This is a genomic window from Thiobacter sp. AK1, from assembly GCF_039822265.1.
In the GTDB taxonomy this organism is placed as follows: Bacteria; Pseudomonadota; Gammaproteobacteria; order Burkholderiales; family Thiobacteraceae; genus Thiobacter; species Thiobacter aerophilum.
Window position 1 is genome coordinate 306803 of sequence record NZ_JBAJEX010000002.1, and the last position, 24037, is coordinate 330839.

A 24037-nucleotide genomic window follows, 5' to 3' on the forward strand; every position below is an offset into this window, starting at 1 on the left:
TTGCGGTGATGCACGCCGACGACCGCCTAGACTGGGTCGCCCTATCCCTCATTCCGGGTCTATCGTCTGAACGCCTGCGTCTGCTGCTGTCCCGGTTCGGCACCCCGGATCGCATCTTCGCCACGCCGCCCTCGGCCCTGGCCACCGTGGTGCAGGAGGCGCTTGCCCACGCCATCAGCGCACGCCGATTCGACGGGGCAGCCGTCGAAACGACGGCCCGTTGGTTGGAAGACCCCGTAAACCACATCATCACGCTCGCCGATCCAGCCTATCCCCGTTGTCTGCTGGAGATCGCCGATCCGCCGCCGCTGCTTTATCTCAAGGGCGATCCCGCATGGCTTGGGCGCCCGGGCTTTGCCATCGTCGGCAGCCGCCATGCCACGGTGCAGGGCCGCCGGGACGCGATGGCCTTTGCCGAGGCCCTCTCGCGCGCAGGTTTGTGCATCGTGAGCGGGCTCGCCGTCGGGGTGGATGCCGCCGCCCACGAAGGGGGGCTCGCCGGTGGCGGGGGCAGCATCGCCGTGGTGGGCACGGGTCTGGACATCGTCTATCCCGCCGCCAACCGGGCTCTGGCGCACCGGCTGGCGCAGGAAGGCCTCCTGCTATCCGAGTTCCCCCTCGGCACGCCCCCGCGCGCCCAACACTTTCCCCGGCGGAACCGCCTCATCAGTGGGCTGTCCCGGGGCGTGCTGGTCGTGGAAGCCGCGCCCCGGAGCGGTTCCCTCATCACTGCGCGGCTCGCGGCTGAACAGGGGCGCGAGGTGTTCGCCGTGCCGGGTTCTATACACTCGCCCTTGAGCAAGGGATGCCATCGCCTCATCAAAGAGGGCGCGAAGTTGGTGGAAACCGCCCAGGACGTGGTAGACGAGCTGGGCGTTGGCGCGTCGGCCGCCTTTCCAGAAAGCGCCACGCAGCGAGCCGTTTCCCAGGAGGCGGAGCGGTGCCTACGCGCCCTGGGCCATGCGCCGCTGGGACTGGACGGTCTGGTCGCGCGCACAGGGTTGACGCCGGAAAGGCTTTCCTCCATTCTGCTGGAACTGGAGCTGGCCGGCCGCGTGGCCGTGCTTCCCGGTGGCTTGTACCAGGCAATTTTCTGACAACGTTGGGCGTCGCGAGCGGCTTGCCAAGCAGGATGCGCATTCTGCCACCCCTTGATTCTCATACCCTTGGCGCGCCCGTGTTCCACATCCTCTTGTGTCTCTTCGAGCATTGTTTGAAGCAGCGCACAACTCCGATCAGGGCAAGCTCGCCCGGGAATTGTCAGAGGCGGGCTGCGAGGAAGCGGAGATTTCCCAGGCCTTCGGCTGGTTCAAGGGGCTGAAGCGCTTGAGCCAAGCCGAGGGTGAGGCCGAGGCGCTTAGGAAAAGCGACGCCCTGCGGCTTTATGGCGCCCCGGAACAGGTCCGGCTCGATGCGCAAAGCCGCGGCCTGCTCGCTTTCCTGGAAGGCTCGGGCGTGCTCACCCCCTTGGAGCGGGAGTGCGTCATCGACCGCGCGCTGGCCCTGGACGAGACAGAAGTCACCGTGGATCAGGTGAAATGGATCGTGCTCATGGTGCTCTGGAGCCGGGGCCGCGATTACGTTTTCATGGAAGATTTCCTCACCGGCCAGACGGATCCTCGCCTGCAATGACTTGGGGCCTGGCTTGCCAGGCGCCACCGGCTGCCCTTAATATCCGGCGCCCGACTTTTCTCGGTTCCCTCCGACATGTCCCAGCATTTGCTCATCGTCGAATCGCCCTCCAAGGCCAAGACCCTCAAGAAATATCTGGGCAACGGCTTCGATGTCGTGGCCTCCTACGGACACGTGCGGGATCTGGTGCCCAAGAGTGGCGCTGTGGATCCGGAGCACGGCTTTGCGATGAAGTATCAGCTCATCGAGCGCAATGCAAAGCACGTGGAAACCCTGGCCAAGGCCGTCAAACAGGCCCGAGAAGTCCTGGTCGCCACCGATCCGGACCGGGAAGGCGAGGCCATTGCCTGGCACATCGCGGAGATCCTGCGGGAAAAGAAGCTCCTCAAGGATAAGCCCCTGCGGCGCGTGGTGTTCTACGAAATCACCCAGAACGCGGTGAAAGAAGCCATTAGCCATCCCCGGGACATCTCCATGCCCTTGGTCAACGCCCAGCAGGCGCGTCGCGCCTTGGATTACCTGGTGGGCTTCAATCTCTCGCCGTTGCTCTGGCGCAAGGTGCGGCGAGGACTCTCCGCCGGTCGGGTGCAGAGCCCGGCCCTGCGCCTGATCGTGGAACGGGAACAGGAAATCGAGGCTTTCGTCAGCCGCGAGTACTGGAGCATCCACTTGCGGTCCCACAAGGGACGCCAGGGGTTTGAGGCCAAACTGTTCCAGTTGCAAGGGCGCAAGCTAGAGCAATTCTCCTTGGGGGACGCGGCGAGTTCGGATGCGGTTCTGGCCACATTGCGTGCCGCGGGAACGGAAGCCATCGTCCGCAGCGTGGAGCGGCGCAAAAAGACGCGGGCCCCCGCCCCGCCCTTCACCACCTCGACCCTGCAGCAGGAAGCGGTGCGCAAACTGGGCCTGTCGGCGGAGAAGACGATGCGCATCGCCCAGCAGCTCTACGAAGGGGTGGACATTGGAGGCGGGGCGGTGGGGCTGATCACCTACATGCGCACCGACTCGGTGAACTTGGCGCAGGAAGCGGTGGAGGAGATCCGCGCTTATATCGCGCGACAGTTCGAACCGGGCTATTTGCCAAAGCAGCCGGTCGCCTACAAGAACAAGTCCAAGAACGCCCAGGAGGCCCATGAGGCCATCCGTCCCACCTCCATTACGCGCACGCCCCAGGAGATGCGCAAATACCTCACAGCGGAACAGGCCAAACTCTACGAAATGATCTGGAAGCGAGCGCTCGCTTCCCAGATGAGTCCTGCCAAGTTCGACACGGTGAGCCTCGATATCGAGCTGGGGGCAGGCAACCTGTTTCGCGCCAGCGGGCAGACCATGACATTCCCGGGTTTCATCGCGGTCTACCTGGAGGGAGAAGACGAAGCCCCCGGGGACGAAGAGGGGGAAGCCCGCCTGCCACCCTTGGAGGAAGGTGAAGCCATTCCCGTGGACGAACTATTCGGCGAACAGCATTTCACCCAGCCACCGCCCCGCTATTCCGAAGCCAGCCTGGTCAAGGCGCTAGAGGAATACGGCATCGGTCGGCCATCCACCTATGCCAGCATCATTTCTACCCTGCTCAAGCGCGAATACGTGGTGCTAGACAAGAAACGCTTCGTGCCCACCGACGTGGGCCGGGTCGTGAACAAGTTTCTGACCGAGCACTTCAGTCGCTACGTGGACTACGACTTCACCGCGCGGCTGGAGGATCAGCTAGATGATATTGCGACCGGAAAGGCGCAGTGGATACCGGTGTTGGAACGCTTCTGGCGGGATTTCTCCCAACAGCTTGCGGAGAAACAGGCCATCGCCCGCAAGGACGTCACCACGGAGCAGCTCAGCGAGGCCTGTCCCAAATGCGGCAAGCCCCTGACGCTACGGCTGGGCAGGCGGGGGCGCTTCATCGGTTGTACCGGCTATCCGGATTGTGACTACACCCGCAATGCCAACGAAAGCGCCGCCGAGCAGGCCGCCGCAGCACCCCCCGAGACACTGGAAGGCCGCCATTGTCCCAAGTGTGGCAGTGGGTTAGTGATCAAGTCCGGGCCCTACGGGAAATTCATCGGCTGCTCGGCTTACCCCAAGTGTCGCTACATCGAGCCGCTAGAAAAACCCAAAGACACGGGGATCCCCTGCCCGGAGTGCGGGCAGGGGACGCTCATCGGGCGCAAGAGCCGCTACGGCAAGCTGTTTTATTCTTGTAGCACCTATCCCAGCTGCAAATACGCAGTCTGGAACGAACCCCTTGCCGAACCCTGTCCCAAGTGCGGATGGCCCATCCTCACCCTCAAGACCACCAAGCGGCGGGGCACCGAGAAGGTCTGCCCGCGCAAGGAATGCGGCTATAGTGAAGCGATCGGGCCGCCGGCAGAAAGCTGACCCCACCGCAACACAAACAAGGCCGCAGGTGCGGCCTTTTTTACTGGCACGCTGGGGCTAGACGTCGATGTTGCGGGCCACCAGGGCGTTGTTCTCGATGAAGGCCCGGCGCGGTTCCACCGCTTCGCCCATCAGGGTGCTGAAGATATCGTCGGCCGCGATGGCGTCCTCGATCTGGACTTTGAGCAGGCGGCGCACGGCGGGATTCATGGTGGTTTCCCACAGCTGCTCCGGATTCATCTCGCCTAGGCCTTTGTAGCGCTGGATCTGCAGGTTACGCTGGACATCCTCCATGAGCCAGTCCAAGCCTTGCTTGAAGTCTGCAATGGCAAACTCCTTGTCCCCACGCCGGATCGTGGCGCCCTGGCCTAGCAACCCCTCCAGCAGGTCCGCAGTGGCCCGGATCTGGGCATAGTCGCCGCTTTCCACGAAATCGCGATCCAGGGCGGACAGCTGCAGGTTTCCATGGTAAGTGCGGGTGATGAGAATCCGGCAGCTTTCGCTCGCTTCGTTGTATTCAGCGCGCAGACTGACGGCCGGGTCAGCAAGCACCGCACCCAGGGCGGCAGCGGACCGTTCGGCAGCCGACAGATCGGAAAGATCCAGGGGCGGAGCCTTGAGCAAAGCGTAAAGTGTTGCTTTGTCGAGAACTTTTGACAGCCGCTGGATGACCGCCTCAGACAGGAGATAAGACTTCGCCAAGGCTTCTAGCGCCTCCCCCGACAGGGGCTGGGCGCCCGCGGCCGGCGTGAGCACCGTCTCAGAGAGGGCCAACTCCAGCAAGTACTGCTTGAGCTCGTGGTCGTCCTTTAGGTAGCGCTCCTGCTTGCCGTGCTTGACCCGGTAGAGGGGTGGCTGAGCGATATATACGTAGCCGCGCTCAATCAACTCCGGCATCTGGCGGTAGAAGAACGTCAGCAAGAGCGTACGAATATGGGAGCCGTCCACGTCGGCGTCCGTCATGATGATGATGCGGTGATAGCGCACCTTGTCGGGGGAATACTCATCCTTGCCAATGCCCGTGCCCAAGGCGGTGATCAAGGCGGCGATTTCCGCCGAGGACAGGAGCTTGTCGAAGCGTGCCCGCTCCACATTGAGAATCTTGCCCTTGAGGGGCAGGATGGCCTGGAATTTGCGGTCCCGGCCCTGTTTGGCGGAGCCGCCTGCGGAATCCCCCTCCACGATGTAAAGCTCGGACTGGGCGGGATCTTTTTCCTGGCAGTCGGCTAGTTTGCCGGGCAAGCCCATGGAGTCCAGCACCCCCTTGCGGCGGGTCATCTCCCGGGCTTTCCGGGCCGCCTCCCTAGCCCGCGCCGCTTCAATGATTTTGGAAGCGATGGCCTTGGCGTCCACCGGATGTTCCGCTAGGAATTCCCCGAGCTTGGCGGCGACGATTTCCTCGACCGCAGGACGCACTTCAGAGGAAACCAACTTGTCTTTGGTTTGGCTGGAAAATTTGGGGTTGGGTACCTTGACGGAGAGCACACAGGTCAGACCTTCCCGCATGTCGTCGCCGGTGGTTTCCACCTTGGCTTTCTTGCCCAGATCGCTGCCTTGGATGTAATTGTTCAGCGTACGGGTGAGCGCGGCGCGCAGACCCGTGAGATGGGTGCCGCCGTCGCGCTGGGGAATATTGTTGGTAAAACACAGAACGTTCTCCTGGTAAGAGTCGTTCCACTGCATGGCGACTTCCACGGCGATGCCGTCCTTCTCGCCGCTCGCGTAAAAGATATTGGGGTGGAGCACATTCTTGCTGCGGTTCATGTATTCCACGAACCCCTTCACCCCGCCCGAGAAGGCGAAATTTTCTTCCTTCCCCGTGCGCTGGTCCAGGAGGGTGATGGCGACCCCATTGTTGAGAAAAGACAGTTCGCGCAGGCGCCGAGCCAGGATGTCGTAGTGGTACTCGATGGGGCCAAAGATCGCCTTGTCGGCCATGAAATGCACTTCGGTGCCCCGTTGCTTGGTCTCGCCAACGACCTTGAGCGGCGCAACCGGTTCGCCGCGGCGGAATTCCATGAAATGCACCTTGCCGTCGCGGCGAATGGTGAGCTTGAGCCATTCGGACAAGGCGTTGACCACCGATACGCCGACCCCGTGGAGCCCACCGGAGACCTTGTATGAATTGGAATCAAACTTGCCGCCAGCGTGGAGGACGGTCATGATGACCTCGGCCGCGGAGCGGCCCTCCTCGGGATGAATGTCGGTGGGGATACCGCGCCCGTTATCGGTGACACTGATGGAATTATCGGTGTGTATGACGACACGAATCTCGTTGCAGTAGCCGGCTAAGGCCTCGTCGATGGCGTTGTCCACCACCTCAAAAACCATGTGATGCAGGCCTGTACCATCGGCGGTATCGCCAATGTACATGCCGGGCCGCTTGCGCACAGCCTCCAGCCCGCGCAGGACTTTGATCGCCGAAGAATCATAGGTCTGCGCTTGCAAGTCGGCCCTGTGGGCTTGGGCTTCCTGTTCCGTCTTGAAGCAGGCGAGTTTTTCCTCTCCGGAGAACACGCACCACTCGCGGCCGGACTTCCTGACGCTCAAATCACTCATGAGGCTTTCCAAAAAATGATTGTTTCACGTGAAACATCTCAACCCAGATCATGCTTCGGGCTCCGGCCCCAGGGACGCCCTACCACCAGCATCCCGCCCCAAGCCAGTCCCCGTCTGGGCAAGGGCGATCCCCTTCCCCCCATGAACGCCCTCTTACTTCAGATGCGCATGGGCATCACCACGTACTGGAAACCTGGGTCGTCTGGCGCCGTAATCAGCGCACTGCTCGAGGAATCCCCCAGCGCCCATTCCACTTCCTTGGACTCCCCGTGACTCAGCACGTCCATCAGGTAGCTGACGTTGAAGCCGATATCCAGCGCATCGCCCGCATATTCGATTTCCAACTCCTCTTGAGCTTCCTCCTGCTCGGCGTTGCTGGACAGCACTTTCAGGCTATCTTTTGTGAGCACCAGCCTCACGCCGCGCACCTTTTCGTTCGATAGAATCGCTGCCCGCTGCAACGCCTGCAGCAACATCACTCGATCGACGCGGAAGCGGTTACCATAACCCCCGGGGATCACGCGCGTGTAATCGGGAAACTTTCCATCCACCACCTTGGAATCCAGCGAAATGTTGCCGAAGCTGAAATGCACGTGGTTCTTCCCGGCCCTCACGGACACCGGCTCCTCGCTCTCTGCCAACAGCCGCTGCACCTCCAGCACGGTTTTCCTGGGGATGATGATTTCGCGGGCTTCTCCCTGAGCCTGCTCCAGTTCCCGTTTGCACAAGCTCAGCCGGTGGCCATCCGTCGCCACCAGCCGCATTTCCCCCTGGCCAATCACCATCAACATACCGTTCAGGTAATAGCGGATGTCTGCCTGCGCCATGGCAAATGCCACCAACTGGATGGCCTGGCGCAGCGTTTTCTGGGTCAACGAAATCGCCAGCTCGCCACCCTCCCCCGCCGAGAACCGGGGAAAGTCCTCCGCCGGTAGCGTCTGCAGGGTAAACCGGCTCTTACCCGCCTTGAGCACCAGTCGCGAATCCGATGATTCCAAACTGACCCGCGTCCCTTCCGGCAAGGCGCGTAGGATGTCCTGCAGCTTGCGCGCCGAACAGGTCGTCTGGAACGGCGCTTGCACTTCAACCGGCGCCGTCTCTGCATGAATCTGTATCTCCAGATCGGAAGCCAGAAAACCCAAGCGCCCCGGCTGCCCCTGCACCAACACATTCGACAAAATGGGTAGGGTATGTCTGCGTTCCACGATGCCGGTAACGGAGGAAAGTCCTTTGAGTAAAGTTTCCCTGTCGGTTTCGGTCAGTAGCATTGTTGTTTCTTTCCGATAGTAAATCTAAATAGGCGCGCCGGATCTGTGGAAAACTTGGAATTTCTATTGTCTTCCGTAACTTAACCTAATGCTCCCTGTGCATGGAACTGGGGATGTCTGTCGAGTCGTTTTGTGAATGCTTGGGCTTTCGCCTGGTTGGGCGCGGTTGTCCACAAACCATTCCCAGTTTCTCCCCTTGCTTACCACCCTTGAGCGTCAACCCCGTAGGGTCTGCATCAAGACGGCGAAATCCCGACTCAAAGTGGGATCCTGATTACGCAACTCTTCGATCCGCCGGCAGGCATGGAGGACCGTGGTGTGGTCGCGTCCGCCAAAGGCATCGCCAATATCTGGTAGGCTCAGTTGAGTCAGCTCCTTGGCGAGAGCCATCGCCATCTGCCGCGGCCGAGCCACTACCCGCGAGCGTTTTTTCGAGTACATCTCCGCAACTTTGATCTTGTAGTAGTCGGCCACGGTTTTCTGAATGTTTTCGATAGAAATCTGGCGCGTCTGGACGGCGAGGAGATCTTTCAGTGCCTCCTTGGCGAGATCTACAGTGATGGGTTGCCCTGTAAAGCGAGAGTAAGCGACCACCCGCTTGAGCGCGCCTTCCAGCTCCCGCACGTTGGATTGGATTTGTTTGGCGATGAAGAAGGCCACGTCCTCACCCAGGGCGATCGTTTCCCCCTCCGCCTTCTTGAGCAGGATGGCCACCCGCATCTCCAGCTCCGGCGGCTCGATGGCCACGGTGAGGCCCCAGCCGAATCGGGAAACCAATCTGTCCTCTATCCCCTGCATTTCCTTGGGATAGGTATCGCAGGTGATGATCACTTGCTTCTGTGCCTCGATCAGGGCATTGAAGGCATAGAAGAATTCCTCTTGCGTGCGGCTTTTGCCCGCGAAGAATTGAATGTCGTCGATTAAAAGTAGGTCAAGGGAGTGGTAATAGCGCTTGAAGTCGTTGAAGGATTTGTGCTGGTAGGCGCGCACCACGTCCGACACGTAGCGTTCTGCATGGATGTAGCTGATCTTGGCGTGCCGATTGTGTTCCAGAACGAGATTGCCGATGGCCTGGATGAGGTGGGTCTTGCCTAAGCCCACGCCGCCGTACACGAACAAGGGGTTGTAAGCAGAGCCAGGGTTTTCCGCCACTTGCATGGCCGCAGCACGAGCGAGCTGGTTGGCCTTGCCCGTGACGAAATTGGCGAAGTTAAAGGCGGGATTGAGCCCCGAATGCCCTTCCCGGGCCGGCTTGGCGGGAGCGAATGCCTTACTCTCCGCCGCTGCGCTAGCAGGCCGGACCTCTGGCTGGCCTAGCACCACTTCGATATTCACAGGGCGCCCCAACTGGGTTTCCGCAAGCTGCTGGATGCGCGAGAGGAATTTGTCCTTGACCCACTGCTGGACGAACCGGTTGGGCGCAAGCAGGCGCACGCCCTCCTCGTCACCTTCCGCTTTGAGTGGCTTGATCCAGGTATTGAACTGCTGGGGAGTCAGTTCCTTGCTGAAACGGTCGAGACAATGCTGCCAAAAACCATCCATCCGGTTCATGCCTCTTCAGGTCTGTTTTGGGGAAGGACGCAGCCCGGGCCACGGGCGGGAAGGAAGCCCATATTGTACCGCATCCGCCCCAGTTATCCACAGCGGCGCCGCGTGCTGGACCTGCTTAGACCGTCATTTAATCGTTGACAGGGAAAGGTTTTTCCTGCTGTAATATACCGTTTAAGACTTTTGACCCGCAGAGGCCAACATGAAACGCACCTACCAGCCCTCCGTTGTTCGCCGCAAGCGTACCCATGGTTTTCTGGTCCGGATGCGGACCAAAGGTGGCCGCGCCGTCATCAACGCCCGCCGTGCCAAGGGCCGGAAGCGTCTCGCGGTGTGAAGACGCGGGCGCTAGCGGGCCCGCGCCGTTGAAGCCACAATACCGCTTCCCCAAACGCAGTCATTTGCGGAAAACGGACGAGATCTCGTCCGTTTTCGATTTTCGGCGGCGCTTAAGCGGTGCCTTCCTAACGGTGCAGGTCAAGCCCAACGACCTGGGTTTCCCCCGCCTCGCAGTGATGGTGGCGCGCTCAATCGCGCGCCGGGCCGTGGATCGGAATTACATGCGACGGGTGGTGCGCGAAGTGTTTCGCCTGGCCCAGCCCAACCTGGGCGGCTGCGACTTCGTGGTGCGGGTCACCCGGCGCTTCGGCCGAGAGGACTTCCCAACGGTCCGGCAAGAACTGTCCCAGCATCTGGCAAGACTGTGCCCATGTCCCGATTCCTCCTGCGCCTGATTCGGCTCTATCAGATCGTCCTCAGTCCTTACCTGGGGGCGGATTGCCGCTATCATCCCACTTGCTCCGAATACGCTTCCCAGGCCATTACCGAGCACGGTCCCGTGCGTGGCCTGTGGCTGACCGCGAAGCGCCTAGCGCGTTGCCATCCCTGGGCCGCCGGCGGCAGTGATCCCGTTCCGCCGCGCGCGGGGCAGTAACAACAACAGCGAGACGCTAAAGCTCCCGCCCCAATTCTTTCCGTTCCGAGATCGCTTCGATGGATACCCAGCGCCTGATTCTCTTCATCGTTTTTTCTTTTTCGCTGCTCCTGCTATGGCAGGCCTGGCAGGATTACAACGGCGCCAAGGTGGGCGTCGCCCCAGCCCCTCGCCAGGGTTCCACCGATGCGGTGCCTCAACCAAGCCAGGCGCTGGGAACTGCGGTATCGACGCTCCAACCGCTCGCAACGCAGGCCGCGACCTTGCCCAAAGGACAGCGCATCCGCGTGCGGACCGATGTGATCGACGCCGAACTGGATACCATCGGCGGTGATCTGCGCAAAGTCGTGCTGCTGCGCCATGGCGCCACCGAGGATCGTCGCAAACCCATGGTGCTGCTGGCGGACGACCCTCCCCATTGGTATGTTGCGCAAAGTGGCTTGCTGGGCAAGGGGCTACCGACCCATAAGGAGGTCTTCCGCGCCGACCGTAGCGCCTATACCCTGACACCAGAGGCGCAGACGGTGGACGTTCGCTTGACTTGGGAGGCCCCGGGCGGGCTGCGGGTGGACAAGGTCTATACATTCCGGCGTGGCAGCTACCTCATTGGTTTGCGCTACGAGATTCACAACACCGGCACTGCGCCGCTGGCAGCCGACGCCTATTTCCAGTTCTTGCGCGACGATACACCGCCGGCGGGGGAGTCCAGCCTGATGCCCACCTATACCGGTCCGGCTGTGTACACTGAGGCCGACAAATTCCACAAAATACCCTTCTCCGACATCGCCAAGGGCAAGCCGTCGGTGAAAGCCCGGGATGGCTGGGTGGCCATGCTGCAGCACTATTTCCTCGCGGCTTATCTCCCGCCGGCCGGCCCGGAGCGGGAGTACTATACGCGCAAGCTCGCCGATCATCTCTATGCCGTTGGCGTCATTCTCCCGGTCGGGCAAATCGCGCCGGGCGCCACGGCGGTGCTGAACACCGGCCTCTACGTGGGCCCCCAGGACCAGGAAACCCTGAAAACCCTCGCCCCCGGTCTCGATTTGGCGGTGGACTATGGCATGCTCACCATCATTGCCAAGCCCCTATTTTGGCTGCTCAAGACCCTGCATGGGCTGTTCGGCAACTGGGGCTGGGCCATCATCGCCCTCACCGTCTTGATCAAGCTGGTTTTTTATCCCCTCTCCGCCGCGAGCTATCGCTCCATGGCCAAGATGAAGGCGGTCGCGCCGCGCCTGCAGCAGATCAAGGAACGGTACGGTGACGATCGCCAGAAATTGCACCAGGCCATGATGGAGCTTTACAAGAGCGAGAGAATCAATCCCATGGGGGGCTGTCTGCCTGTCCTGATTCAAATCCCGGTGTTCATCGCCCTCTACTGGGTGCTGCTCTACAGCGTGGAGATGCGTCATGCCCCGTTCGCGCTGTGGATCCAGGATCTTACCGCGCCCGATCCCTATTACGTGCTGCCCGTGCTCATGGGCCTGTCCATGATCGTGCAGACCAAGCTCAATCCGACCCCGCCGGACCCCATCCAGGCCAAGGTCATGATGATCATGCCCATCGTTTTCTCGGTCATGTTCTTCTTCTTCCCGGCGGGCCTGGTGCTCTACTGGCTGGTGAACAATCTCCTTTCCATCCTCCAGCAGTGGCGCATCAACAGCCTCCTGGGCGGCGAGACCAAGGGTGGGACCAAGTGATACCATCGCGGCAGTCGCCACGCCGCCCGGCCGAGGTGGCATCGGCGTGGTGCGCGTGTCTGGCCCTGATGTCCGTCGCATCGCTGCGGCGATCTTGGGCCGCCTGCCCTCGCCCCGCCACGCCACCTTGGCCGATTTCCGCGGCGCTGCCGGCGAGGCGCTAGACCGGGGCATCGCCCTATTTTTTCCTGCTCCCCATTCCTTCACCGGCGAGGACGTGCTGGAGCTCCAGGGCCACGGCGGCCCAGCCGTGCTGCAGCTGGTCCTCGAACGGTGTCTTGCCCTCGGCGCGCGCCTGGCCGAGCCCGGGGAATTCACTCGCCGCGCCTATCTCAACGACAAGCTCGACCTAGCTCAGGCGGAAGCGGTGGCGGACCTCATCGATGCGGCCTCGACCCAGGCAGCGAGAAGCGCGCTGCGTTCCCTGCGTGGCGACTTTTCCCGGGAGATCCAGGCGCTGGTGGAGGGTCTGATCGAGCTGCGCATGCTAGTGGAAGCCAGCCTCGATTTTCCCGAGGAGCAAATCGATTTTTTGAGCGCGGCGCATGCTCGGGAAAAACTTGGTGAGCTCCAAGCGCGGCTGGCCACCGTGCAAACCCGCGCCCGTCAGGGAAGTCTGCTGCGGGAAGGTCTCCAGGTGGTTCTGGTGGGGCGCCCTAATGTGGGTAAATCCAGCTTGCTCAACCGTCTGGCAGGCGAAGAAGTGGCCATCGTCACGCCGCTCGCGGGCACGACGCGCGATACCTTGCGCGAGGAGATCCATGTCGAAGGCATCCCACTGCATATCATCGACACCGCAGGTCTGCGCGAGGCAAGCGACGAGGTGGAGCGACTGGGCATCGCCCGCACCTGGGCGGCGGTGGAAAAAGCGGATCTTGCCTTAGTGGTAATCGATGCGGCGCAGGGCCTGGCGCCAGAGGATGCTGCCATCCTGGCACGGCTGCCGCCGGGATTGACTGTGCTGCGGGTGTTCAACAAAATCGATCTGACGCAAGACGTCCCCCACGTGGAGCCCAATGGGGTCTATCTTTCCGCCAAAACCGGCGCCGGGCTTGATCTGTTACGGCAGCGACTGCTGGAACTGGCGGGCTGGCAGCAGACCGGAGAAGGCATCTATATGGCGCGCACCCGCCACCTGAATGCCCTCGCGCAGGCACGCACCCATCTGGAAGCGGCGCAGCGCAACTGGGAGGCGCTGGAACTACTGGCCGAAGAGCTCAAACTGGCCCAAAACCAGCTCGCCACCATTACCGGCGAATTCACGCCGGACGATCTCTTGGGCGAGATCTTTTCCCGCTTCTGCATCGGCAAGTGAAGCCACTGCCGGGTTTCTCAACCCTCCTCGTCGCACACCACGTGACCTACCCCGCGCGCCACCAGCCATGCGCGGGCGGTCTGCACGGCCAGGGTGGGGCCGGCCACGTAGGCGTCCATGCCCGCCAGGTCCGGCCGTGCCCCCAGTGCTTCTTGGAGCACGCGAGGCACCACCTGCGCCTGGCGACTGGCAGTGGCCTCCAGATCGCCGCCGGCGATCACCGGCGTGAAGGATACGTGGTCCAGGGCATCGGCCCACGCGCGGCACAGGTTGGCGGCATAGAGGGATTCGGCACGCGCGCCGATCCAAACCAGGTGGATGGCCGGCGCGTTCTCCAGTGCAAGGGCATGCTCCATCAGGCTCTTGATGGGGGCGAAACCGGTGCAGAAGGCGAGGAATAGCACGGGACGGGTGGAACGCCGATCCAACACGAAATCGCCAAAAGGCCCGTCTACCCCCACTTCCTGCCCGGGCGAGAGGGCCTGGAACACGTGGTCCGCGAAGGGGTAGCCTTCCACGCGCCGCACGTGAAACTCCAGATGGCGGTCTTCGCAGGGGCAGCTTGCCACCGGCAGTTCCGCGCTCAGGGTTTGGCCGAACGTCAGGCGCACCCGCTGGCCCGCGAGGAAACGCAGCCGGTTGCGCTTAGGCGTGCGCAGATGCAGCACCGCCACCTGCGGCGTGGGGTGTTCCACACTGCGCACTTCCGCGCGCAGGCTCTGAAGCCCGACGTCTTGCGGTGTCTGGGCCACGGAGGCCTCAAGCACCACGTCGGTCACCGCCGTGGTGGAGCACAACAGAACTTCCCCTTGTGCTTTCGCCGCCGGCGCCAGCTTGTATTCGGTGGGGCGTACTTGCTTGACCTCACCCGAGACCACCCGCGCGCGACAGGTGCCGCACTGGCCGCTGGAACAGCCATAGGCTAGGGGAACGCCGGCGCGCAGGGCGGCCTCCAGGATGGTGTCGCCGCCTTCTACGAAAAACTCCTCGCCCGTGGGCAGCACCTTGACCTGGGCTGCCATGACCTTGAGCAGACTGTCCCGCAGCAGCAGGCCCCAGGCACGGTCATCGGTGGCGGGCGTGGCCAACATCTGCTCGTGCAACCAGGATTTGAGGCGACGCGCGACCTCCCCAGTGGCGCCGTCTTGCACGGCCCACTCGTCGAGCAGCTTATGGAGTCGTTCCAGCACCCCGGTGCTGTGGCTCAAGAGGGCCTTGGATTCGGCCAATTCCTTCCCCATCTCGTGCACCCGCGCGGCGAGCACTTCCGCCGGCGGCAAGGTGCGCTCTGCGACGCGGCGGCCGAAGGCCTTTTCTTTGATGCCTTCCACGTGTTCCAGCACGGTGTTGTCTTCCAGGGCTGCTTCCGGGAACACACGCTGGAGTTCTTCCAGGCTCACCTGGCCGTCGAAGGATTGCAGTTCGCCAGCCTGGATTTTCTGCTGCAGGGTGCCGCGGGAAGTACCGACCAGGCGGGCGGCGCGAGCGAGGTTCAACAAGCGGGGCATGGGGGCGAGGGTTCCGACTGGCTTTGATTTAGTAGCTTAACGCAAACCAAGGGCACTATATAAGCCCCTGTTTTGACACGTGCCCACGCTTACCCGGCACAGGGATTTCACGTATCATGCAATCCTTTTCCGGACTTTCCGCAGCATGGATTTCCCCCAGGTCTTCGGTGTCATCGTGATTGGTGGTGGCCACGCCGGCACCGAGGCCGCGCTCGCCTGCGCGCGCATGGGCGTGGATACCTTGCTGCTCACCCACAACATCGAGACCCTGGGCCAGATGTCCTGCAATCCTTCCATCGGCGGCATCGGCAAGGGCCATCTGGTCAAGGAGGTGGATGCCCTGGGCGGCGCCATGGCAGCCGCGACCGACGAGGCCGGCATCCAGTTCCGCATCCTCAATTCCAGCAAGGGCCCGGCGGTGCGCGCCACCCGGGCCCAGGCCGACCGGGTGCTCTACAAGCAGGCGATCCGCCGCCGTCTGGAAAATCAGCCCCGTCTGTGGATCTTCCAGCAGGCCGTCGATGACTTGATCCTTGAAGGCGATCGCGTGGCGGGGGCGGTGACTCAACTGGGCATCCGCTTCTGGGCGCGTGCCGTGGTGCTCACCGCGGGCACCTTCCTCGGCGGCCTGGTGCACGTGGGGCTTTCCAACTACCGCGCGGGTCGGGCGGGCGATCCGGCTTCCTTGAGCCTCGCCGCGCGTCTGCGGGAGCTCGACTTGCCCGTCGGGCGGCTCAAGACCGGCACGCCGCCGCGCATCGACGGCCGCACCATCGATTATTCCGTGATGACCGAGCAGCCGGGCGATGTTCCCGTGCCGGTGTTTTCCTTCCTGGGTGATGCCAGCCAGCATCCGCGCCAGGTGTCTTGCTGGATCACCCAGACCAACCCGCGCACCCACGAAATCATCCGCGGCGGGCTGGACCGCTCGCCCATGTACACCGGGGTGATCGAAGGGGTGGGGCCGCGCTATTGTCCTTCCATCGAGGACAAGATCCACCGCTTTGCCGACAAGGACAGCCACCAGGTGTTCGTGGAGCCGGAGGGGCTTACCACCCATGAGGTCTATCCCAATGGCATCTCCACCAGCCTGCCCTTCGACGTGCAGCTGGAACTGGTGCGGTCCATCCGCGGCTTCGAGCGCGCCCACATCACCCGTCCCGGCTATGCCATCGAGTACGACTATTTCGATCCACGTGGGTTGAAGCGCTCGCTGGAGACCAAGGCCATCCGGGGGCTGTTCTTCGCTGGTCAGATCAACGGCACCACCGGCTACGAGGAAGCGGCCGCCCAGGGCGTGCTTGCCGGCATCAATGCCGGGCTGTACGTGCGGGAGGAAGAGCCCTGGTGCCCCGGACGCGGCGAAGCCTACATCGGCGTGATGGTGGATGACCTGGTCACCCGGGGCGTGATGGAGCCCTATCGCATGTTCACCAGCCGCGCCGAGTACCGCCTCTCCCTGCGCGAGGACAATGCCGACCTGCGCCTGACGGAGATCGGCCGCCGCCTGGGCGTGGTGGACGATGTGCGCTGGGAGCAGTTCAACCGCAAGCGGGATGCCATCGCTCGCGAGCAAGAACGTCTGAAAGACACTTGGGTCAATCCGCGCACGCTGCGCGAGTCCGACGCGGTGCGCGTACTGGGCCAGCCCCTGGAGCGGGAGCACAGCCTGTTCGACCTGCTGCGCCGCCCGGGCGTGCGCTACGCAAGCCTGATGACTCTGCCCGGTGCCCTGCCAGAGGGCGCTGCGCCGGTGAGCGATCCGCAGGTGGTGGAACAGCTGGAAATCCAGGCGAAGTATCAGGGTTACATCGACCGCCAGCGGGAAGAGGTGCAACGCCATCGCGCCACCGAACATCTGCGCCTGCCGCCGGATCTCGATTACCGCGAGGTGCGTGGCTTGTCCATCGAGGTGCAGCAGAAACTCAACGCCCACAAGCCCGAGACGCTGGGACAGGCGGCGCGCATCTCCGGCGTCACACCCGCCGCCATTTCCCTGTTGCTGGTGCACCTGAAGCGGCGGGAGAGCCAACGCGCATGAACGTGGCCAGCCTGGAAGACACGCTGCATTTAGGCGCGGCAGAACTGGGGGTGGCCCTGTTGTCCTCGCAGGAGGCGAAGCTCATCGCCTATCTCGAGCTCTTGCTGAAATGGAACAAGGTCTACAATCTCACCGCCGTGCGCGAGCCGCAGGCCATGGTGACACAACACCTGCTGGACAGTCTCTCGGTGCTACCCCATCTCGGGGAGGTGGCGACCCTGGTTGACGTGGGCGCGGGGGCGGGCTTGCCGGGCATTCCCCTGGCCATCGCGCGGCCGCAGCTCAAGGTGGTGCTGGCCGACGCCAGCCACAAAAAGACGAGTTTCATGCAGCAGGCGCTATTGGAACTGGCGCTTCCCAATGCCTCGGTGAGGTGTGAGCGAGTGGAGCGCCTGCGTCTTTCGGCGCCGGCCGATGCGGTGATCTGCCGGGCTTTTGCCGATCTGAAGGAATTCGCGCGCCTGGCGCGGCATCTGGTCGCGCCAGGCGGGCGGCTGCTGGCGATGAAGGGCCTCTATCCCCACGAGGAACTTTTGCAGCTGCCGCCCGAGGTGGTGCTGCGCGACGTGATTCCCCTGCGAGTGCCGGGGCTTGCCGCCCAGCGGCACTTGGTGGTGATGGAGGTGCGCTGACATGGCCAAGATCCTCGCGATCGCGAACCAAAAGGGTGGCGTGGGCAAGACCACCACCAGCGTCAACCTCGCCGCGGGGTTGGCGGCAGCGAAGCGCCGCGTGCTGCTGGTGGATCTCGATCCCCAGGGCAATGCCACCACCGGCAGTGGCATCGCCAAGACGGGACTTGCCCGCACCGTGTATCATGTCTTGCTGGAACAGCACACGGTGGCGCAAACCCGCCTCACCACGCCGCAGGCGAAATACGACCTGCTTCCTGCCAATCGTGAGCTTGCCGGCGCCGAGGTGGAACTCGTTGACGAAGAACGGCGCGAGCGCCGGCTGCGCGAGGCGCTGGCGCCAGTGGCCAATGAATACGATTACGTCCTGATCGATTGCCCGCCCGCCCTCAATCTCCTCACCTTGAACGGGCTGGTGGCGGCCCATTCCGTGATGATCCCAATGCAATGCGAGTATTACGCGCTGGAAGGCCTGACCGATCTAATCAACACCGTCAAGAAGGTGCGTGCCCATCTCAATCCGGAGCTGGAGATCGAGGGCTTGCTGCGCACCATGTACGACCCACGCAACGCGCTCGCGCAGCAGGTCTCCCAGCAGCTCACCCAGCACTTCGGCGACAAGGTCTACAGCACCATCATTCCCCGCAACGTGCGCCTGGCAGAGGCGCCCAGTTACGGGTTGCCGGTGTTCTACCACGACCGTTCCTCCAAGGGTGCGCTTGCCTATCTCGCGCTGGCCGGAGAGTTCCTGCGCCGGCGCGAGGGCGTGGGCGTCGCTCCATGACGCGCGGACTGCCATGGCGAAGATGAAAGGTCTGGGCCGCGGCCTCGATGCACTCCTGGGTGGCGAGGCGCCGACCGCCCCGGATACCCCACGCGAGTTGGACATCGGGCTTCTGCAGCCCGGGAAATACCAGCCGCGCGCCCACATGGACGCCGCTTCGCTGGCGGAACTCGCCGCATCGATCAAGGCGCAGGGCATCATGCAGCCCATCCTGGTGCGCCCGCTGGCGAGCGGCCAGTACGAGATCATTGCCGGCGAGCGCCGCTGGCGGGCGGCGCAGATGGCGGGACTCAAACAGGTGCCGGTGCTGGTGCGCGACGTGCCAGACGAGGCGGCCTTGGCCATGGCCTTGATCGAGAATATCCAGCGCGAGGATCTCAATCCCATCGAAGAGGCCCAAGGCATTCAGCGCCTGATCGAGGAATTCGGCATGACCCATGAAGACGCGGCGGAGGCAGTGGGGCGTTCCCGCTCCGCTGTCAGCAATCTGCTACGCCTGCGTCAGCTGCCCCAAACAGTGCAGGACATGGTGTTGGCTGGCACCCTGGACATGGGCCATGCGCGCGCGCTCTTGCCTTTGCCGGCCGCCCAGCAGATCACCGTGGCCCATGAAGTGGCGGCCAAGGGCCTGTCGGTGCGGGAGACGGAAAAACGCGTGGCGCGCCTTCTTAAACCAGTCCGCAAAGGGACGCTGCCAGAATCCGATCGCGACATCCAGCGGCTGGAACAGGAACTGTCGGAGCGCCTGGGTGCCACGGTGCGCATCCGCCATGGCCGCAAGGGCGCGGGTCGTCTCACCATCGACTACGCTACGCTCGACCAGCTCGATGCCATCCTCGCGCGGCTAGGCGGGGCTTAAGCTTTCATCAGCCTTCCCTGAATTTGTGACATACTCCTAGCGCACCACATCGCTTGACACGTGCGGTCAGACACTCCCAACAGCCGCCCCGAACGGCAGCCTGCATAGGCTGCTTCAAATCGCATCTTCCGTATCGCCTGTCACACTTCCGCCCCTCTCATCAGACACCTCCTCGGTACCCAATAAAACCGGACGAACCACGTGTTACAAGTCCGGGCAGTTTATTTGCTCTCTACATGGGCAAATACATGCACTTGACATAAAAGAGTGCCTTCAGTACGTTGGCATATCTGGTTTGACGCAGAAACAACGAAGCCAATGAGCAGAGCATGCGGGGCGCGCATCGGGACACGGTTACCGATCCGGAAGAACGCGTAGAAACCCAAGCCGCGCTGTGGCTTCTGGCGAACCTGGCCGGTTTGTATCGCCAGCCCTTCGATGCCGAGCTGGTGATTCGGCGTTTTCCGCCGCCCTTTGATCTACCCACGCTGATCGAGGCTTTGAACGCGCTCGGCCTCAAGGCGGGGCTGGCGCGCTGGCCCGAAGCGGGACTCTCATCTTTGCCGCTGCCCGCCGTGGCGCTGCTGCCAGTTCCGGCAACTGAAACCACTCACACAGCTTCCCCCGAAACAGAAGCTGCAGCCTCTCCCCAGCCACCCTCCCGCACGCCCCTCACCCCGGCGCTCATCGTCCAGCACGGTGACGACACCCTGGCCTGGGTCAAGCCCGGCCAGTCCGCCCCGGAAACCGTGGCGCTCGATGAGGCCCGCGTTCAAGCCGCGCCGGTTCTGCTGCTGGTGGCGCAGGCCGATCCGCCGGTGTCGGAGTCCGCAAGCCGCGCCGAATCCCCCGAGCCCCAGAAAAAGCCCTTCGGCTTTTCCTGGTTCGTGCCCGAACTACTGCGCCACAAGCGCATCTGGCGCGATGTGCTCTTGGCCAGCCTGGCTATCCAATTGGTGGGCCTGGCCACGCCGCTTTTTACCCAGGTCATCATCGACAAGGTCATCGTTCACCATTCGGAAAGCACGCTCATCGTGCTGGGCGTGGCGCTGGTGGTGTTCATGCTCTTTACCAGCGCCATGAGCTGGCTGCGCCAGTATCTGGTGCTGCACACTGGTAGCCGAATCGATGCCGTGCTGGGGGAAAAGGTGTTCAAGCATCTGCTGCACCTGCCGATGCCGTACTTCGACGCCCGCCCCACCGGCACCCTGGTCGCCCGGCTGCACGGCGTGGAGCAGCTGCGCGAGTTCATCGCAGGCAGCGCGGTCAGCCTGGTGCTCGACCTGCCCTTCCTGCTCATCTTCCTGGCGGTGATGTTTTCCTACAGTTGGCAGCTCACGCTGATTGCCCTGGGCATCCTGGCGCTGATCGTCATCGTGAGCCTCATCATGGTGCCCATCTTTCGTGAGCGACTGGACAAGCAGTTCCTGCTCGGCGCGAGGAATCAAGCCTTCCTGACCGAATACCTCGCCGGCATGGCCACGGTCAAATCCCTGCAACTGGAGCCGGATGTCGGTAAGCGCTACGGCACCTATCTGGCGCAATACCTCTCGGCCGGCTTCGCGACCAAGCAGGTGGGCAACACCTATAACGTGGTGGCCAACGGCTTGGAGCAGGTGATGACGCTGTCCATCCTCATTGTCGGGGCGTGGCTGGTGATGCAGCCCGAAGCGGGCATGACGGTGGGCATGCTGGTGGCCTTCCAGATGTTCGCCAGCCGCATGAGCCAGCCCCTGTTGCGGCTGGTCGGGCTGTGGCAGGAATTCCAGCAGGCCAGTATTTCGGTGAAACGGCTGGGCGACATCCTGGACATGCCGCAGGAGCCCTTCACGCTCACGCCGCAACGCGCCGCGGGCGGCGAAGGCCGCATCGACCTCCGCGATGTGAGTTTCCGCTATTCGGAACGACACCCTTGGCTCTACCGCAACCTCAATCTCACCCTTCCCGCCGGCAAGCTGACGGTACTGATGGGCCCTTCCGGCTGCGGCAAGAGCACCCTGGCCAAGCTGATGCTGGGCTTCTACCTCCCGCAGGAAGGCCAAATCACCCTCGACGGGCGCGACATCCGCACGCTGGCGGCCAATGAACTGCGCGCCGCCTTCGGCGTGGTGCCGCAGGAGACGGTGCTGTTCTCAGGCACCCTCTACGACAACCTGGTCATGGCCCACCCGCATGCAAGCTTCGAGGACGTGGTCGCTGCGTGCAAAGCGGCGGAAATCCACGAGGTGATCGAGAAACTCCCGCAGGGCTATCAGACCGAGATCGGCGAGCGCGGCACGGGTCTATCGGGCGGGCAGCGGCAGCGCATTGCGATTGCCCGCGCCCTGCTCAAGCGCCCCAAGGTGCTGATCTTCGACGAGGCGATCTCCAACCTGGATCAGCAGACCGCCGAACATTTCGCCCAGACCATCAACCGACTCAAGGGCAAGGTGACGACGATCTTCATCACCCACCAGGTGCCCAAGGGCCTGCAAGTGGATGAGGTGGTGAATATGGGGCAGCAGGGCATGCAGATGAGTGCGGTGAAGGAGGAGATGTGAGAGAGCAAATTCGATCCTTCAATCTTTTTGGCCTTCCGGATTATCCGAAGCGCTCTCCGTTCAATGTCGGCACGGCCACGGCCCCCCGCTACGCCCTGACTGTCGATTCCCTGGTCAACAACTCCACGGCCGACCTGATCGCCGCCGCGAAGGCCGATCCCGCCGCCCGCTACGCGCTGTTGAAGCTCAACCCCTTCATCCTCACCAATGCGAGCGGCTTATACAGCACGATCAACGCCGACCATTCCCTGGATCTCTATGACTCTGCTGCCCGCACCGGCAGCCTCACCGACGAATACCTGAAAGACCGCGCCGCGTTCCTCTACAACAAGATTCAGGCCAACAACCAGGACAACGACATCACCGCCGACGCCACCACGCTCGCCACCACCTGGGTCGCCTACACCGGCAGTCCGCAGTACTTCGAAGACAACGGCAATTATCTTCCCTACAAGCTCTATCTCGGACCAAGCTCATCCATCGTCAGCCAACCCCTCAATAGCCTGACCCAGATCAAGTTCGGCTCGGCCAACACCGACATCCTCACCGGCGGCGGGAAGTGGGACAAGCTCTACGGCAGGGGCGGGGACGATGCCCTCAGCGGCGGGAAGGGCAGGATGCTGTCGCCTGAAGTTGTCAGGCTGGTCCGAACAGCGGCTGGGGCTTCTCGTCACTTGCGCCTACATCGTGCGCCCGACAACGGAAACAAAACCCCACTGCAGGAGGCGGCGTAAATGATTGCATTAATGCTCATTGGCGGATTCGTAATCTATCTCGCGATTACTTTTGCGGTAACGGTCTTGATTGTGCGGCGGTTCAGCGGACGTCGCGCTAAAGTGATCGCCGCGATTATTTCTGTGCTGGTGTTTTTTCTGATCCCGATGTGGGATGTGATTGTTGGGAAAATTTATTTTCAGTATCTCTGTGAAGCAGAAAGCGGGGTGAGGGTTTATAAAACGGTAGAGCTAGGACCTGAGTACTGGTTTCCGGATGGAAGGCCGAGGTTTATCACGGCAGATGGACTCGCTGATAAGACCCTGCTTGGGCAGCGTTATGAGTTCTCTGAAGAGTGGCAAGAAAACCACTCAGAGATTTTTCATATAAAGAGGCATGCGCACGTTGTAACAGATAAGCAAACCCAGCAGATTCTTGGCCGGTATATTAGCTTTATTCATTTCGGTGGATGGCTTGCAAACAGTACTGGACTGCAAATTCGGGGAACAGGTTGCCCATCCCTTCAAGAGTACGATTATCGCGGTTTCTTAAAACAGGTATTCAAACCGCTTTCCACTAGGAATTGATGGAGGAGACGATCATGGCCAACACGATTTCCAGTTATTTCGAGAATGCACAACTGTCTCTGGCTGCTTATGCGGAACTTGATCTCCGGATGAATCAGGACAAAACGAGATATCAGCAAGCTTTGATTCGTGCTGGTATGTCTCCCTCCCAAGCCACCCGTTTCGCTGACGCTGCTGATGGTTATTCCATCCTCGACCAATACACCGACGCCTCCGCTGGTTTCTCCGCCACCGTCTTTCAGAAAGGCACCGAAACTTTCTTCGCCATCCGCGGTACCGAAATCGGTACTAGCTTCCCCTGGATCACCCAAACCGACGTGGGCGATCTATTGAGCGATGCGGCGCTGGCCTTGGGCGGCGTTGCCGCCGATCAGGTTGTTTCCATGTACAACTATTACCAACGCTTGATTCATTCACCAAACGAGGCTGTGCCGCAGCTTACCAAAGTGGTTGGCGACAGCGGGACGCATCTGTATCTCAGCTCGGTTTCTGGTATCGGGCTCGGCATGCAAGCGCAGATGACCTGGCCCCTGACGGTGACGGGCCATTCCCTGGGCGGGCACCTGGGGATGGCGTTTGGACGCATTTTCAACAGCAATGTCAGCCAACTCTATACTTACAATGCCCCCGGATTTAATACCGGCGCGGCGGAGGTCTTCTTCAACGAAGTTAACAGTGCATTGGGTATCAGCCAACCCTCGACCTATCTCGATGACAGCCGCTCAACCAATCTCTACGGCAGCGGCAAGAACATCATCGCCGGTTATGCCACGACCTACGGCGTAGATACGCCGGTGTTTCTGGAAGCCAACACCCATAGCATCGTCGCGTTAACCGATTCTTTGGCCCTCTACAGCCTCTTCGCGCAGCTCGACCCCGCCCTCAACACTGCGGCCGACGGGCGCAGCCAAATCACCGCCATTCTGCAAGCCTCTGCCAACATCGCCGCCAACAGCCTGGAAGCCACGCTGGCCGCGGTCGGCAAGATTTACGGCAAGACCTATTCTGCCCTCGCGGCCGACCGCAACGATTTCTACACCCAC

20 protein-coding genes are annotated in these 24037 nt (G+C 62.2%); 16 read left to right on the forward strand and 4 right to left on the reverse strand.

The features are described from left to right. Positions 1-8: 8 nt before the first annotated feature. The 3 genes from dprA (at position 9) to topA (ending at position 4005) form a co-directional block, all read left to right on the forward strand. Complete coding sequence (gene dprA, locus V6E02_RS04810) at positions 9-1097, forward strand: DNA-processing protein DprA (RefSeq protein WP_347307625.1); 1089 nt, start codon at positions 9-11, stop codon at positions 1095-1097. A 112-nt stretch (positions 1098-1209) separates the two neighbouring features. After that, entirely contained in the window at positions 1210-1632 is a 423-nt protein-coding gene (locus tag V6E02_RS04815) for a Smg family protein (protein ID WP_347307626.1), read from the forward strand. 75 nt (positions 1633-1707) lie between these two features. Continuing rightward, positions 1708-4005 (forward strand): type I DNA topoisomerase, encoded by a 2298-nt coding sequence (gene topA, locus V6E02_RS04820; RefSeq protein ID WP_347307627.1) that lies wholly within the window; start codon positions 1708-1710, stop codon positions 4003-4005. 57 nt (positions 4006-4062) lie between these two features. Here the strand turns inward: topA and gyrB are convergent, their stop codons facing one another. The 3 genes from gyrB to dnaA all read right to left on the reverse strand — a co-directional run bounded on the left by gyrB (position 4063) and on the right by dnaA (position 9374). Next, the gene (gene gyrB / locus V6E02_RS04825) at positions 4063-6564 is read right to left on the reverse strand and encodes a DNA topoisomerase (ATP-hydrolyzing) subunit B (RefSeq protein WP_347307628.1); all 2502 of its coding nucleotides are present in this window, start codon (positions 6562-6564) and stop codon (positions 4063-4065) included. Between the two features lie 158 nt (positions 6565-6722). Then, entirely contained in the window at positions 6723-7832 is a 1110-nt protein-coding gene (gene dnaN, locus V6E02_RS04830) for a DNA polymerase III subunit beta (RefSeq protein WP_347307629.1), read from the reverse strand. Between the two features lie 216 nt (positions 7833-8048). After that, positions 8049-9374, reverse strand: coding sequence for a chromosomal replication initiator protein DnaA (gene dnaA / locus V6E02_RS04835; protein WP_347307658.1), 1326 nt, complete (start codon positions 9372-9374; stop codon positions 8049-8051). A 208-nt stretch (positions 9375-9582) separates the two neighbouring features. Between dnaA and rpmH the strand changes: the two genes are divergently transcribed. From rpmH to mnmE, 5 genes are read left to right on the forward strand one after another with little or no spacing between them, the layout of a single operon-like run. Then, complete coding sequence (rpmH, locus tag V6E02_RS04840) at positions 9583-9717, forward strand: 50S ribosomal protein L34 (RefSeq protein WP_347307630.1); 135 nt, start codon at positions 9583-9585, stop codon at positions 9715-9717. After that, on the forward strand, positions 9686-10114 hold the full coding sequence (rnpA, locus tag V6E02_RS04845; protein WP_430626767.1) for a ribonuclease P protein component: 429 nt from the start codon (positions 9686-9688) through the stop codon (positions 10112-10114). The genes rpmH and rnpA overlap by 32 nt, the downstream gene beginning before the upstream one ends. After that, entirely contained in the window at positions 10090-10314 is a 225-nt protein-coding gene (gene yidD / locus V6E02_RS04850) for a membrane protein insertion efficiency factor YidD (RefSeq protein WP_347307632.1), read from the forward strand. Before rnpA ends, yidD begins: the two co-directional genes overlap by 25 nt. A gap of 59 nt (positions 10315-10373) precedes the next feature. Beyond that, a complete protein-coding gene (gene yidC / locus V6E02_RS04855) occupies positions 10374-12014 on the forward strand; it encodes a membrane protein insertase YidC (protein WP_347307633.1) in 1641 nt (546 codons plus the stop codon). After that, entirely contained in the window at positions 12001-13329 is a 1329-nt protein-coding gene (mnmE, locus tag V6E02_RS04860) for a tRNA uridine-5-carboxymethylaminomethyl(34) synthesis GTPase MnmE (protein ID WP_347307634.1), read from the forward strand. Before yidC ends, mnmE begins: the two co-directional genes overlap by 14 nt. Positions 13330-13346: 17 nt before the next feature. On the opposite strand, the gene V6E02_RS04865 is transcribed toward mnmE, so the two are convergent. Further along, positions 13347-14837: a 2Fe-2S iron-sulfur cluster-binding protein gene (locus tag V6E02_RS04865; RefSeq protein ID WP_347307635.1), complete on the reverse strand. Its 1491-nt coding sequence runs from the start codon at positions 14835-14837 to the stop codon at positions 13347-13349. Between the two features lie 145 nt (positions 14838-14982). Here V6E02_RS04865 and mnmG point away from each other — a divergent pair, with 145 nt between their 5' ends. From mnmG to V6E02_RS04905, 8 genes are all read left to right on the forward strand, one after another. Next, complete coding sequence (gene mnmG / locus V6E02_RS04870; protein WP_347307636.1) at positions 14983-16878, forward strand: tRNA uridine-5-carboxymethylaminomethyl(34) synthesis enzyme MnmG; 1896 nt, start codon at positions 14983-14985, stop codon at positions 16876-16878. Continuing rightward, positions 16875-17510, forward strand: coding sequence for a 16S rRNA (guanine(527)-N(7))-methyltransferase RsmG (gene rsmG / locus V6E02_RS04875; RefSeq protein ID WP_347307637.1), 636 nt, complete (start codon positions 16875-16877; stop codon positions 17508-17510). The genes mnmG and rsmG overlap by 4 nt, the downstream gene beginning before the upstream one ends. Before the next feature lies 1 nt (position 17511). Continuing rightward, on the forward strand, positions 17512-18294 hold the full coding sequence (locus V6E02_RS04880) for a ParA family protein (RefSeq protein WP_347307638.1): 783 nt from the start codon (positions 17512-17514) through the stop codon (positions 18292-18294). A gap of 13 nt (positions 18295-18307) precedes the next feature. Next, positions 18308-19153 carry a ParB/RepB/Spo0J family partition protein gene (locus tag V6E02_RS04885; protein ID WP_347307639.1) on the forward strand — a complete coding sequence of 282 codons (846 nt, stop codon included), beginning with the start codon at positions 18308-18310 and terminating at the stop codon, positions 19151-19153. 329 nt (positions 19154-19482) lie between these two features. Further along, positions 19483-21693, forward strand: coding sequence for a peptidase domain-containing ABC transporter (locus tag V6E02_RS04890; RefSeq protein WP_347307640.1), 2211 nt, complete (start codon positions 19483-19485; stop codon positions 21691-21693). Then, a complete protein-coding gene (locus V6E02_RS04895; RefSeq protein ID WP_347307641.1) occupies positions 21690-22427 on the forward strand; it encodes a hypothetical protein in 738 nt (245 codons plus the stop codon). The genes V6E02_RS04890 and V6E02_RS04895 overlap by 4 nt, the downstream gene beginning before the upstream one ends. Next, a complete protein-coding gene (locus tag V6E02_RS04900; RefSeq protein ID WP_347307642.1) occupies positions 22428-22994 on the forward strand; it encodes a hypothetical protein in 567 nt (188 codons plus the stop codon). Positions 22995-23008: 14 nt separating this feature from the next. Beyond that, the coding region (locus V6E02_RS04905) for an alpha/beta hydrolase family protein (protein WP_347307643.1) at positions 23009-24037 on the forward strand (1029 nt) is incomplete at its 3' end.

Excerpts from the sequence above, each read along its gene's own strand:
- dprA (WP_347307625.1), top strand. The coding sequence starts at position 9 with ATGCACGCCGACGACCGCCTAGACTGGGTCGCCCTATCCCTCATTCCG.
- gyrB (WP_347307628.1), bottom strand. The coding sequence starts at position 6,564 with ATGAGTGATTTGAGCGTCAGGAAGTCCGGCCGCGAGTGGTGCGTGTTC.
- V6E02_RS04890 (WP_347307640.1), top strand. The coding sequence starts at position 19,483 with ATGCGGGGCGCGCATCGGGACACGGTTACCGATCCGGAAGAACGCGTA.
- rpmH (WP_347307630.1), top strand. The coding sequence starts at position 9,583 with ATGAAACGCACCTACCAGCCCTCCGTTGTTCGCCGCAAGCGTACCCAT.
- dnaN (WP_347307629.1), bottom strand. The coding sequence starts at position 7,832 with ATGCTACTGACCGAAACCGACAGGGAAACTTTACTCAAAGGACTTTCC.
- V6E02_RS04865 (WP_347307635.1), bottom strand. The coding sequence starts at position 14,837 with ATGCCCCGCTTGTTGAACCTCGCTCGCGCCGCCCGCCTGGTCGGTACT.
- V6E02_RS04885 (WP_347307639.1), top strand. The coding sequence starts at position 18,308 with ATGGCGAAGATGAAAGGTCTGGGCCGCGGCCTCGATGCACTCCTGGGT.
- topA (WP_347307627.1), top strand. The coding sequence starts at position 1,708 with ATGTCCCAGCATTTGCTCATCGTCGAATCGCCCTCCAAGGCCAAGACC.
- dnaA (WP_347307658.1), bottom strand. The coding sequence starts at position 9,374 with ATGGATGGTTTTTGGCAGCATTGTCTCGACCGTTTCAGCAAGGAACTG.
- yidC (WP_347307633.1), top strand. The coding sequence starts at position 10,374 with ATGGATACCCAGCGCCTGATTCTCTTCATCGTTTTTTCTTTTTCGCTG.
- yidD (WP_347307632.1), top strand. The coding sequence starts at position 10,090 with ATGTCCCGATTCCTCCTGCGCCTGATTCGGCTCTATCAGATCGTCCTC.
- V6E02_RS04880 (WP_347307638.1), top strand. The coding sequence starts at position 17,512 with ATGGCCAAGATCCTCGCGATCGCGAACCAAAAGGGTGGCGTGGGCAAG.
- rsmG (WP_347307637.1), top strand. The coding sequence starts at position 16,875 with ATGAACGTGGCCAGCCTGGAAGACACGCTGCATTTAGGCGCGGCAGAA.
- mnmG (WP_347307636.1), top strand. The coding sequence starts at position 14,983 with ATGGATTTCCCCCAGGTCTTCGGTGTCATCGTGATTGGTGGTGGCCAC.
- V6E02_RS04900 (WP_347307642.1), top strand. The coding sequence starts at position 22,428 with ATGATTGCATTAATGCTCATTGGCGGATTCGTAATCTATCTCGCGATT.